Source organism: Arthrobacter sp. MYb214, from assembly GCF_002979865.1.
Classification (GTDB): domain Bacteria; phylum Actinomycetota; class Actinomycetes; order Actinomycetales; family Micrococcaceae; genus Glutamicibacter.
Genome location: NZ_PCPZ01000001.1, coordinates 489,186 through 501,512, shown reverse-complemented (window position 1 = coordinate 501,512; position 12,327 = coordinate 489,186). Strand labels below are relative to the sequence as shown.

The window sequence follows — 12,327 nt, the reverse complement described above, 5'->3', positions numbered from 1 at the left end:
ATCATCCGTAACACGATGAAAACGCAGGAAATTGCCCGTCGTTGGGTCGACTTTTTCGTCTCGAAGGGCCATACGGCGGTACCTAGTGCCTCGCTGGTCTCGGCCGACCCTTCGCTGTTGTTCACGGTGGCCGGCATGGTCCCGTTCATCCCTTACCTCACCGCGCGCGAAGAGCCCCCGTACTCCCGTGCGACCTCCGTGCAGAAGTGCATCCGCACCGGCGATATCGAAGAAGTGGGCAAGACCGCGCGTCACGGCACCTTCTTCCAGATGTGCGGCAACTTCTCCTTCGGCGACTACTTCAAGAACGAAGCCATCCACTTCGCCTGGGAGCTGCTGACCAGCTCCGTCGAAGACGGCGGCTACGGCCTGGACAAGGAACGCCTGTGGGTCACCGTCTACGAAGACGGAGACGAGAAGGACCTTGAAGCCCGCCGCATCTGGGAAGAAGAGATCGGCATGCCTACCGAGCGCGTTGTAGGCACCGGCAAGGAAGACAACTACTGGAATACCGGCCAGCCCGGCCCCGGCGGTCCATGCTCCGAGATCTACTACGACCGCGGCCCCGCCTACGGTGTCGAGGGCGGCCCAGCGGTCGACGAGACCCGCTACGTGGAAATCTGGAACCTCGTGTTCATGCAGTACCGACTCTCCGCGGTACGTTCCAAGACCGACTTCGATGTGGCCGGCGAACTGCCCAAGCGCAACATCGATACCGGCCTGGGCCTGGAACGACTAGCCATGATCCTGCAGGGCGTCGAGAACATGTACGAGACCGACCAGGTCCGTCCGGTGCTCGACAAGGCCGCCGAGCTTGCCGGCGTCACCTACACCTCCACAGAGGATCCAGCCGACCCGAACCACGCCACCGACGTGCGCCTGCGCATGATCGCGGACCACATCCGCTCCTCGCTGATGCTGATCTCCGACCAGGTCACCCCGGGCAATGAAGGTCGCGGCTATGTGCTGCGCCGGCTGATCCGCCGCGCCGTGCGCGCAATGCGCCTGATGGGCGTGGACACCGAGGTGCTCCCTGAGCTGCTCCCGGTATCGCGCGACGCCATGAAGGGCGTCTACCCCGAGGTGGAGGCCGATTTCGAGCGCATTGCCCGCATCGCCTACGCCGAAGAGCGCGCTTTCCGCCGCACCATCGCTTCGGGCACCACCCGCCTGGACGAGGCACTGGGCCACGCCAAGGAGGAAGGCAAGAACCTCTCCGGCGATGACGCCTTCACCCTGCACGACACCTTCGGCTTCCCCATCGACCTCACCTTGGAGATCGCCGCCGAAGCAGGCCTGTCCGTAGACGAGTCGCGTTTCCGCGAACTGATGAACGAGCAGCGCACCCGCGCCCAGAAGGACGCCAAGGCCAAGAAGGCCGGCCACGCCGACCTGTCGGTGTACACCCAGCTGGCCGAGGCCGGCAACGTGCACTTCACCGGCTATGACACCCTCGAAGGCGAATCCTCCATCCGCGGCATCATCCGCGATGGCCAGGTTGTGCCATTCGCCGAGCAGGGCCAGGAAATCGACCTGGTGCTCAACGAAACCCCGTTCTATGCCGAGTCCGGCGGCCAGGCAGGCGACAGCGGCCTGATCACCGGCGACGGCTTCGTGCTGGAAGTCACCGACGTGCAGGCCCCGGTCAAGGGCCTGAACGTGCACAAGGTCATCGTGCGCGAAGGCGAATTGCCAGCCGAAGCACTGGTTCGCACCCAGGTCGACGCGGTGCGCCGCCGCTCCGGCGAGCAGGCGCACTCCGCCACCCACCTGGTGCACGCCGCGCTGCGCGAGCTGCTTGGCCCAACGGCCACCCAGGCCGGTTCCTTCAACAAGGCCGGCTACCTGCGCTTCGACTTCTCCTGGGCCGAGGCGCTCTCCGCCGCGGCACGCAGCGAAGTCGAGGAGGTAGTGAACCTGGCCATCGCCTCGAACTACCAGGTCGTCACCAATGAGATGGCGCTGTCCGAGGCGAAGAAGCTGGGCGCCATGAGCCTGTTCGGGGAGAAGTACTCCAACGACGTGCGCGTGGTCGAGATGAACGGCGACTGGTCGCGCGAGCTGTGCGGCGGTACCCACGTGGACACCACCGCGCGCATCGGCCAGCTGACCTTGCTCTCGGAGGCTTCGGTCGGTTCGGGCAATCGCCGCGTCGAGGCCCTGGTCGGCATGGAAGCCTTCCGCCACGGAGCTGCCGAGCGCGCCCTGGTATCCGAGCTCTCGGGCCTGTTCCGCGTTCCATCCAGCCAGGTGTCCGAGCGCGTCAACGACACCGTTGCCAAGCTGAAGGCCGCCGAGAAGCAGATCGCCGAGCTCAAGAGCCAGGCAATGCTGGCCCAGTCCGCAGCGCTGCTGCAGAAGGTCGCCACCATCGGCAACACCCGACTGCTGGCCCACAACGCCGGGCAGATCGACTCGGCTGACGCCCTGCGCACCATGGCACTGGACCTGCGCGCCAAGCTGGGTTCCGAAGCCGCAGTCATCGTGCTGATCGGCGTGGCCAACGGCCGCCCGCTGGTGCTGGCTGTGACCAACGACGAGGCCCGCGCCAACGGCTTCAAGGCCGGCGCGCTGGTGCGCACCGCTACCGGTGTGCTCGGCGGCGGAGGCGGCGGCAAGGACGATATGGCACAGGGCGGTGGCCAGGACGCATCGAAGATCGATGACGCACTGGCTGCAATCCAGGCGGCACTGGCCAATGGCTAATGCCGCTCTCGGGGTCGACGTGGGCCTGGCCCGCGTCGGCGTCGCCGCATCTGATCCCTCCGGAATCCTCGCCACTCCGGTGATGACCCTGCGCCGGGATGCGAAGAAGAACTCGGATCTGCGGATGCTTCTGCGCATCATTGCCGATCGCGGCGTCACCGAGGTATTCATCGGGGAGCCGAAATCACTGGCTGGCAACGCGACCGAATCCACTAAAATGGCACGTGACTACGCGATTGCCTTGGCCCAGGAAGCTGCAAGCGCTAATATCGAGCTTGAGGTTTTCATGGTCGACGAACGCCTGAGCACCGTGAACGCGCATCGCTCGTTGCACGCCTCGGGCAAGAAGATGGAAGATCACCGCAAGGTGGTCGACCAGGTCGCGGCCACTGAGATCTTGCAGCAAGTGCTGGAAATGCGACGCAACAATGTGCGCGTACAAGCCAGCCGGATTGTGCTGCGCTAGCCCACAACCGCTAGGGCACCACAAAGACCCGAGAGATGAGAGTTGATGCGAGAAGAAGCCCGCCATGAACGGCAACGCGAAACGCATCGCGCGCTATACGAACGCTTTGCCGCCGGCACTGGCTTGCCGATCGAACAACCCTCAGAACCGGAACTGACCGGCACCGGGCATTACCGCCCATCGCTGGCGGCGGCCGAGGACAGCTGGCAGGAGCCCGCAGACCACGAAGCCCCGGACGGGGAAGGAACCGACACCAGGTTCCTCCCCGCCCAGGCAGCCGCCGCCTCCGATGCGCCAGCATTTGCCGGGCACGAAGATGCCGCCCAGCACTACTCGCACGAGCCCGAAGCCGCGCAGCAGGCCGCGGTGCTCAGCGGCGATCCCCACGATGACCAAGTTGCCCAGGCCGCCGCCGGCAAGGCCCAGCGGCGCAAGCGCACCAAGCGCAAGCGCAACCTGGTCATGCTGGCCACCGTGCTGATCTTCGCACTGGTGGTCACCGGCTCGGTCTACTTCGTCAAGTCCGTGCTCAAGCAGTTCAACCCGGACGACTATCCAGGCCCAGGCGGCGCCGCGGTGGAATTCACCGTGGAAGATGGCTGGGGCTTGAAGATCATTTCGCGCAAGCTCGAGGAGCTCGATGTCGTCTCCAGCGACGGCCTGTTCACCGACGCCGTCGCGGACTCCGAAGCGCAGAGCAAGCTGATCCACCCCGGCACCTACCTGCTCAAGAAGCAGATGCCAGCGGCCGACGCGGCAGATATCCTCGTGAACCAGCGTCCTGACAAGGTCTTCTACATCGGGCTGAAGGCCAATATGCGCCTGGACGCGGCGATCAAGGAGATTGCCAAGGGCTCGGGCCTGGCGGAAAAGGATCTGCAGGAGCTGGCCAAGAAGCCGCAGCAATTCGGCCTGCCTGCCTCGGTGCCGAGCCTCGAAGGCTGGCTGCACCCGGGGGAGTACCGCTTCCCGCTGAACGCCGACGCCGAAGAAGTCCTGGGCGAACTGGTCAAGGCCACCAAGGCTTCCCTGGAGCAGGCCGGCATCACCGACCTCGAAGAGGGCTACCGCACCCTGAAGGTCGCCTCGATCCTGCAGGCCGAGGCACGCACCCCGGACTACGCCACGGTCGCCGGCGCGATCGAGAACCGCCTGGACCCGGGCAACCGCGAAACCCACGGGCTGCTGCAGGTCGACTCCTCGGTGATCTACGGGCTGGACCGCTACTCGCTGCAGTTCAGCGCCCAGGAGAAGCAGGACGCGTCGAACAAGTACAACACTTATGTGCACACTGGCCTGCCGCCAACCCCCTTGGGCTCGCCGGCGAATTCTGCGATTGAGGCTGCTGCCCATCCGGAAAGCAACGGCTACTACTACTGGGTGACGGTCAACATCGAAACCGGTGAAACCAAGTTCGCCTCGACCTACGCTGAGCACCGGCAGAACCAGGCGGAATTCCGCGCCTGGTGCAACCAGAATCCAGGAGTCTGCTAGCGCGGATTCCCGTGCTTGCCAGTCGCGCTGTTGCCGCTGTGCGGGCAGCCACAAGCAGAAAGTCCATGAAGCCATGAAGCAGGCAGCCGTTCTCGGCCACCCCATCAGCCACTCCAAGTCGCCGGTGCTGCACCGCGCCGCCTACCAGCTGCTCGGCGTGCCGATCAGCTACAGCGCGATCGATCTGGAACCGGGGGATGCTGCCGGGCACGCGGCCGAGCTGCGCGCAGGAAACTGGGCGGGCTGCTCGGTCACCATGCCGCTGAAGGATGCGTTCGTGCCGCAGATGGATGATCTGTCCGCCCGCGTGCAACGCCTTGGTGCGCTGAACACCGTGGTGGTCCGCGAAGACGGCACCCTCTACGGGGAAAACACCGACATCGACGGCCTGGTCCAGGCCCTGGCGGATTTCGGGCTCGCCCGCAGCGCGCAAGCGATGGTCCTGGGTTCGGGCAACACCGCGCTGGCCGCCATCGAGGCCGCCGCAGAAGTCGGCGCCCGGCAGCTGACGCTGGTGGTGCGCGCAGCCTCCCGTGCCACCCGCGCTGTCGAATTGGCCCGCGAGCTCGGGATGGAAACGTCCGTCCACGAGATTTCGGGCATCGGCCAGGAGCTGGCCGCCACGCTCAACGAGATTCCGCTGGTCTTCTCCACCCTGCCGCCGCACGCGGCCGATGACTGGGTGCCGGCGATCGGCGCAGGCACCGGAATCCTGCTGGATGTCGCCTACGATCCGTGGCCTTCGGCCTTGGCCCAGGCCTGGCAGGGAACCGTGATCAGCGGGCTGCATATGCTGGTGCACCAGGCGGTGGAACAAGTGCGGCTCTTCAGCGCCGGTGCATGGGAGGAATCGCGTCGCATGGACGTCACAAATGCGATGTATGACTCTTTGGGTCTGGCCCGACACCAGTAATCAGTTCGTGCCATGGCAAAATAGATGACATGTTGCGTTGGTTGACCGCGGGCGAATCGCATGGCCCGGCACTTGTTGGAATTCTCGAAGGACTACCCGCCGGAGTATCGGTGGATAGCGAAGCAGTGCGAGAGGCACTGGCGCGCCGACGCCTCGGCTATGGCCGCGGCGCGCGCATGAAGTTTGAAAAGGACCAGGTCACCTTCCTTGGCGGTGTCCGCCATGGCAAGACCCAGGGCGGCCCGGTAGCCATTGAAATCGGCAACACCGAATGGCCCAAGTGGGAACGCGTGATGAACGCGGATCCGGTGGACCTGGATGAACTGGCCTCGATGGCGCGCAATGCGCCACTGACCCGGCCGCGTCCGGGGCACGCCGATTTCACCGGCATGCAGAAGTACGGCTTCGAGGACGCCCGCCCGATCCTGGAGCGCGCCAGCGCCCGCGAGACCGCGGCCCGTGTCGCCTTGGGCACCGTGGCTTCCCGTTTCCTGAACGACTTGGGCATCCAGCTCGTTTCGCACACCACCGCCGTCGGCTCCGTGGCTGCCCCAGCCGATGCGCCGCTTCCCACGGCCACCGACGTTGCGGCGCTGGATAACGACCCGCTGCGCTGCTTCCACCAGGAAACCAGCGAGGCGATGGTCGCCGAAGTCGATGACGCGCACAAGGCAGGGGAGACCCTGGGCGGCGTCGTCGAGGTCCTGGCCTACAACCTGCCTCCGGGCATCGGCTCCTACGTGCACTGGGACCGTCGCCTGGACGCGCGCCTGGCCGCGGCCCTGATGGGCATCCAGGCAATCAAGGGCGTGGAGGTCGGCGACGGCTTCGCCACGGCCGCCCGCCGCGGCTCGGCCGCCCACGACGAGATCGTGCACGCCGAAGACGGCAGCATCAAGCGCGACTCGAACCGCGCCGGCGGCATCGAGGGCGGCATGAGCATCGGCGAGGTGCTGCGCGTGCGCGCCGGCATGAAGCCGATCGCCACCGTGCCCCGCGCCCTTCGCACCGTGGACACCGCCACCGGCGAGGACACCACCGCGCACCACCAGCGTTCGGATGTCTGTGCGGTGCCGGCAGCCGGCGTCGTGGCAGAAGCAATGGTCGCCCTGGTGCTCGCCCAGTCCCTGCTGGAGAAGTTCGGCGGCGACTCGGTGGCCGAAACCAAGCGCAATATCGAGTCCTACCTGGCGAACATCCCGGGCAACCTGGGTTCGACCGGCGTCTAGGAAGCGCGCTTCAATGATCTACCTCATTGGTCCGATGGCCAGTGGCAAGTCCACCGTGGGCAAGTCACTGGCCACGGCCCTTTCTACGAGCTTTGCGGATTCGGACGCGGCCATCGTCGCCCACCACGGAACCATCGCGCAGATCTTCGCCGAGCACGGCGAGGCGCATTTCCGCGACTTGGAAGTCCAGGCGCTGTGCCGGCTGCGCACCGGCGTGGTCGCCACCGGGGGAGGCGCAGTGCTGCGCGAAGAGAACCAGCAGCTGCTTTCGCGCGGGACGGTGATCTACCTGGAGCTGGGTGAACAGGCCGCCGCCGAGCGCATCAAGGGCGACGGGCACCGCCCGCTGCTGGCTGGTGACCAAGCCCTCAACAGCTGGATCTCCGTTTACGAAAAACGCCGCCCCATCTACGAAATGCTCGCTGACGTGCACGTTCTGGTGGATGGAAAGTCCGTTCCGCAAATTATCGACGAGCTTTTGCCGCAGCTGGAAGCGCTGTGATTAGCCTCACGAGATGCAACTTCTGGCCGAACGCACGCGTACGCTGGAAAAATCACCACCATCAGGAGGAACTAGACTGATGCCTATCGCACCGACCACTCTGAAGGTCACCGGAAGCACCCCAGGGGAGTCATACCCTGTCATGGTCGGCAACGGCCTGCTGGGCCACTTGCCCGAACTGCTTGGCCCCGCGGTCAAGAAGGTCCTGGTCATCCACCCGCGGGCCCTGCGCGCCACCGGCGACGTCGTGCGCGACGAGCTGGCGAAGTCCGGCCTGGAAGCATTGACCGCAGAGATTCCGGACGCCGAAGAGGGCAAGCACATCCAAGTCGCCTCCTTCTGCTGGGAAGTGCTGGGCAAGAACGATTTCACCCGTTCCGATGCCGTGATCTCCGTGGGCGGCGGCGCCGTCACCGACGTCGCAGGTTTCGTCGCAGCCACCTGGCTACGCGGCGTGAAGGTCATCCATATCCCTACCTCGCTGCTGGCCATGGTCGACGCTGCCGTGGGCGGCAAGACCGGGATCAACACCGCCGAAGGCAAGAACCTGGTTGGCGCATTCCATCCGCCAGCAGGCGTGCTCGCCGATCTGGACGCGCTGGCCACTTTGCCGAAGAACGAGCTGGTGACCGGCATGGCCGAGATCGTCAAGTGCGGATTCATCGCCGACGAGCGCATCCTGGAACTGATCGAAGAAGATCCGGCCGATGCCATCGATCCGGCCAGCGACCGCTTGCGCGAACTGGTCGAGCGCACCATCGCCGTGAAGGTCGACGTGGTTTCCCGCGACCTGAAGGAAGCCGGCGACCGCGAATTCCTGAACTACGGCCACACCCTGGCCCACGCCATCGAGCTGTCCGAACGCTACCAGATGCGCCATGGTGCCGCCGTGTCCATCGGGCTGGCCTTCGCCGCCGAATTGGGCCGCTCGGTAGGGTACACCTCCGACGCGGTGGCCGATCGCCACGTCGCGATCCTCAAGTCCCTTGGCCTGCCGACCACCTACCGCAATGACCGCTGGGCTGCACTGCTCGATGGCATGAAGCGCGACAAGAAGGCCCGCGGCAGCCAGCTGCGCTTCGTCGTGCTGGAAGAAATCGGCAAGCCGCGCATCTACGAAGTCCCCGATAACTCGCTGCTCTTCGCCGCCTACCAGGAAATCGGGGAGTAACTACATGGTCGACTACACCGCATACGCCATTGACGTCGCATCGGTAAACCGCGAAGGTGTCGGCACCGCCGTAGAGGGCGTGCTGATCGACCCCCAAACGCTGAAGCCCTACATCGCCGACGAGGCCGCGGCCGAGCAGCAGCTGCTGGTCGGTTCCCCTACCGACCAGGTCATGGTGCTGCTGGCGCGTGGCGAGCTGGTGAAAGCCGGCGAGCTGATCGCTGAATCGCGTTTCGTGGATCCAACCAACGCCCACCTGCGCGTGCTGGACACCGAGCTGACCCGCATGCAGGGCGACTTCGATCGCGCGATCAACCGACTGCGCAAGCTGGCCGAGGAATTCGCCGGCACCGCATACGAGCCGCTGATCCACCACCACGCTGGCCTGTCCTTCTTCGCGAAGGGCGATTTCAAGGCGGCGGCAACCCGTTTCCGCAAGGCCCTGGATCTGCGCATCGCGCTGGACGACGACGCGTACCTGGTCAACGCCGCAAGCACCTGCATGCAAATTGCCGAGGAGCGCGCCGCGCAGTAATGCGCGCCACCGTGTGAAACCCTTTGTACCGCATGGTGCGTAGGGTAAACTTGGAGATGGATTTTTGATAATGCCGGCGCTAGCTGGCGAAAATAGAGGATTGAGGAACCGTGGCGGATACAACTGACATCAAGAATGGACAGGTCATCAAGATCGATGGCCAGCTTTGGACCATCATTGACTTCCAGCACGTCAAGCCAGGCAAGGGCGGCGCATTCGTTCGCACCAAGATGCGCAACGTCATGTCCGGGAAGGTCTTGGACAAGACCTACAACGCTGGCACCAAGATCGAGCTGGCCACCGTTGACCGCCGCGACTACCAGTACCTCTACCAGGATGGTGAAGACTACGTCTTCATGAACCTGGAAGATTACGACCAGATCACCGTGTCCGGCACCACCGTTGGCGATGCAGCAGGCTTCCTGCTGGAGAACCAGGAACTGACCATCGCCATGTACGATGGCAGCCCGCTGTACCTGGAACTGCCAGCTTCGGTCATCCTGGAAATCACCTACACCGAGCCAGGCCTGCAGGGCGACCGCTCGTCGGCTGGCACCAAGCCGGCAACCCTGGAAACCGGCAAGGAAATCCAGGTTCCGCTGTTCGTTGAGCAGAACACCAAGGTCAAGGTCGACACCCGCACCGGCGACTACCTGGGTCGTGTCAACTAGTGAGAGCCCGCGCCAAAGCCCGTCGCCGAGCTCTTGAGTTCCTGTTCGAAGCCGAAGCCCGCGATGTCAATCCGCTGGCCGTAGCCATCGCACGACGGGAAAACTCGGATATCGTACTCAACGAGTACTCGCTGACGATCATCGAAGGCGTTACCGCACACCTGGACCGCATTGACGAAGTTCTCGAGAGCTACGTCAAGGACTGGACCATCGAGCGCATGCCAGCGGTTGACCGCAGCGCACTGCGCATCGGCGTGTGGGAGCTGCTTTACAACGATGACGTTCCCGATGCAGTAGCCGTGGCTGAAGCCGTGGTGAACGTCCGGGAATTGTCCACCGATGAATCGCCGGAGTTCGTCAATGGCGTTTTGGGTCGCATCCAGAGCGTCAAGGACACCCTGGTCGACTAATTCGATCCTCATCATTCCGAGCCCGGGCCGGAACCCCTTTCATGGGGTTCCGGCCCGGGCTTTTTTGCGTTAAGCCGTTGCCTGTCGCGGCTCGGCCCCGGGCAGGATCACGGCGAAGCAGGCGGAGCGGGCTACCTGCACGGCGACCTGCTGGCCACGGGCTCGAATGCCGGGGGCTGGATGCTTTGCTGCTGTCCAGGCGCTCGGTCCTGCCATCCACGCTCGGACTGCTTGTCCTGCCGCACCATCCGGGTGAAGGGAGCGGGTCTGGCGTACCTGGATCTCCCGGGCTGATCCGGCGGGCTGGAACTCGGGTCCGCCGGGATCCGAGTTCGACGGAGCGGCGCAAATCCTGCACGAGCAGTACGCGCGGCATAGCGGGCCTGCAGATCTGCTGCGCGAATGCCTTGCCCGGGCGTGCGGGCCGATCATGCACGAGGAATCCCGGGCCCACGCCACTTCGCGGGTGTGTCGATCGCAACACATCTGCGCGCGGGGCCAAGGCCAAGCGCAGGGATCTGCGTGGTTCTGCCGGACGCACGAAGCCGCCGGCCGATCGCTGTGACCGATCCCATGCCCTATTCAGTGTCATGCATAGGTTTCCGCTAGGGAATCAGCTCCCGCTCGTGATAATTTGAGTTAGCAATATTCCTTTAAATCCCGTCCCGTGAGGCGGAGAAGGGAGAGGTGCACAGCATGAATGAAAATTCAGTGCCAGATGCTGCCCGCACGGTATTAACCGGCGACGACATCGAACGTGTACTCACTCGCGTAGCCTTCGAGATCATCGAGGCCAATAAGGGCACCGACGACCTGGTGCTCCTGGGCATTCCCAGCCGGGGTTTCCCGCTGGCACAGCGGCTGGCAGCGCGAATCGCGGCTACCGCCCCGGGCAACCTGGACCCGGCATCCCTGGTAGGCCAGCTCGACATCACCATGTACCGTGATGATCTGCGCCACTCCACTACCCGCACCCCGTCGCCGACGCGCCTGCCAGCAGGCGGCATCGAAGGCAAGGTCGTGGTCCTGGTTGACGACGTCCTGTACTCCGGACGCACCATCCGCGCCGCCCTGGATGCCCTGGCAGACTGGGGCCGCCCCCGCATCGTGCGGCTGGCCGTCCTGGTTGACCGCGGGCATCGGGAACTGCCGATCCGCGCCGATCATGTGGGCAAGAACCTGCCGACAGCGAAAAGCGAAAAGGTGCGCGTGCACCTGGCGGAAATCGATGGGAAAAACGAAGTCGTGATCGAGGGCGCCGCGTGAAACACCTGCTATCCACCGCGGACCTGACCCGCGAAGAAGCCATCGCCATCCTTGATATTGCCGAAGAGATGCGCGAGTCCTCGACCCGTGCCATCAAGAAGCTTCCGGCCCTGCGCGGTCGCACCGTGGTGAACCTCTTCTTCGAGGACTCCACCCGCACCCGGATTTCCTTCGAGGCCGCCGCCAAGCGATTGAGCGCGGACGTCATCAATTTCTCGGCCAAGGGCTCGAGCGTTTCCAAGGGCGAGTCCCTGAAGGATACCGCCCAGACCCTGTTGGCCATTGGCGCCGACGCAGTGGTCATCCGCCACCCGGATTCCGGCGCCCCGGCCCGGCTAGCGGCCACGGACTGGATTGGCCTGCCCATCGTCAATGCAGGCGACGGCACGCACGAGCATCCCACCCAGGCGCTGCTGGACGCATTCACCCTGCGCCGCCAGGTGGCATTGCGCGATGGCACCAGCCCGGCAGGCCGCGGCCTGGACGGACTGAAGGTCGCGATCGTCGGGGATATCCTGCATTCGCGCGTGGCCCGCTCCAACCTGTGGCTGCTGAACACCCTCGGTGCCGAAGTGACGATGGTGGCCCCTCCGACCCTGCTGCCTTTCGGCGCCGGCTCCTGGCCCTGCGCCATCAGCTACGACCTGGACGCAGTGATCGCCTCGGGCGTTGACGCGCTGATGATGCTGCGCGTGCAGGGCGAGCGGATGAACGCCGCCTACTTCCCGAACCCCCGCGAATACTCGCGCTACTGGGGACTGGACGATGCGCGCCTGGCGCAATTGGACGCCTCGGGCGCCGAAACCCTGATCATGCACCCGGGCCCGATGAACCGCGGCCTGGAAATCTCCTCGGCTGCCGCGGATTCGCCGCGCTCCACCGTGCTCGACCAGGTCACCAATGGCGTGGCCGTGCGCATGGCCAGCCTCTACATGCTCCTCTCCGGCGACCTGATCTGAAGGAA

13 protein-coding genes are annotated in these 12,327 nt (G+C 64.9%); 12 read left to right on the top strand and 1 reads right to left on the bottom strand.

The features are described from left to right. Window positions 1-15 precede the first annotated feature (15 nt). From alaS to nusB, 10 genes are all read left to right on the top strand, one after another. Window positions 16-2,706, top strand: a complete 2,691-nt coding sequence (gene alaS / locus CQ012_RS02195; protein ID WP_105661298.1) for an alanine--tRNA ligase — start codon at window positions 16-18, stop codon at window positions 2,704-2,706. Further along, entirely contained in the window at window positions 2,699-3,172 is a 474-nt protein-coding gene (gene ruvX / locus CQ012_RS02190) for a Holliday junction resolvase RuvX (protein WP_219844133.1), read from the top strand. The genes alaS and ruvX overlap by 8 nt, the downstream gene beginning before the upstream one ends. A gap of 45 nt (window positions 3,173-3,217) precedes the next feature. Further along, window positions 3,218-4,666 (top strand): endolytic transglycosylase MltG, encoded by a 1,449-nt coding sequence (mltG, locus tag CQ012_RS02185; RefSeq protein WP_105661297.1) that lies wholly within the window; start codon window positions 3,218-3,220, stop codon window positions 4,664-4,666. A 73-nt stretch (window positions 4,667-4,739) separates the two neighbouring features. After that, entirely contained in the window at window positions 4,740-5,579 is an 840-nt protein-coding gene (locus CQ012_RS02180; RefSeq protein WP_105661296.1) for a shikimate dehydrogenase family protein, read from the top strand. Window positions 5,580-5,608: 29 nt separating this feature from the next. Continuing rightward, window positions 5,609-6,808 (top strand): chorismate synthase, encoded by a 1,200-nt coding sequence (gene aroC, locus CQ012_RS02175; RefSeq protein ID WP_105661295.1) that lies wholly within the window; start codon window positions 5,609-5,611, stop codon window positions 6,806-6,808. 13 nt (window positions 6,809-6,821) lie between these two features. Further along, the gene (locus CQ012_RS02170; protein ID WP_105661294.1) at window positions 6,822-7,310 is read left to right on the top strand and encodes a shikimate kinase; all 489 of its coding nucleotides are present in this window, start codon (window positions 6,822-6,824) and stop codon (window positions 7,308-7,310) included. Between the two features lie 79 nt (window positions 7,311-7,389). Beyond that, entirely contained in the window at window positions 7,390-8,481 is a 1,092-nt protein-coding gene (aroB, locus tag CQ012_RS02165) for a 3-dehydroquinate synthase (protein WP_105661293.1), read from the top strand. A gap of 4 nt (window positions 8,482-8,485) precedes the next feature. After that, window positions 8,486-9,016 carry a tetratricopeptide repeat protein gene (locus CQ012_RS02160; protein ID WP_105658301.1) on the top strand — a complete coding sequence of 177 codons (531 nt, stop codon included), beginning with the start codon at window positions 8,486-8,488 and terminating at the stop codon, window positions 9,014-9,016. Between the two features lie 110 nt (window positions 9,017-9,126). Next, window positions 9,127-9,687, top strand: coding sequence for an elongation factor P (gene efp / locus CQ012_RS02155; protein ID WP_013349066.1), 561 nt, complete (start codon window positions 9,127-9,129; stop codon window positions 9,685-9,687). Then, complete coding sequence (nusB, locus tag CQ012_RS02150) at window positions 9,687-10,097, top strand: transcription antitermination factor NusB (protein WP_105658302.1); 411 nt, start codon at window positions 9,687-9,689, stop codon at window positions 10,095-10,097. Before efp ends, nusB begins: the two co-directional genes overlap by 1 nt. Before the next feature lie 69 nt (window positions 10,098-10,166). Here nusB and CQ012_RS17530 read toward each other — a convergent pair whose 3' ends face one another. Next, the gene (locus CQ012_RS17530) at window positions 10,167-10,313 is read right to left on the bottom strand and encodes a hypothetical protein (protein WP_181148996.1); all 147 of its coding nucleotides are present in this window, start codon (window positions 10,311-10,313) and stop codon (window positions 10,167-10,169) included. Window positions 10,314-10,793: 480 nt separating this feature from the next. Here CQ012_RS17530 and pyrR point away from each other — a divergent pair, with 480 nt between their 5' ends. Together pyrR and CQ012_RS02140 are read left to right on the top strand one after the other, a co-directional pair. Beyond that, complete coding sequence (pyrR, locus tag CQ012_RS02145) at window positions 10,794-11,363, top strand: bifunctional pyr operon transcriptional regulator/uracil phosphoribosyltransferase PyrR (protein WP_105658359.1); 570 nt, start codon at window positions 10,794-10,796, stop codon at window positions 11,361-11,363. Then, complete coding sequence (locus tag CQ012_RS02140) at window positions 11,360-12,322, top strand: aspartate carbamoyltransferase catalytic subunit (RefSeq protein WP_105658303.1); 963 nt, start codon at window positions 11,360-11,362, stop codon at window positions 12,320-12,322. Before pyrR ends, CQ012_RS02140 begins: the two co-directional genes overlap by 4 nt. The last annotated feature ends 5 nt before the right edge of the window (window positions 12,323-12,327 follow it).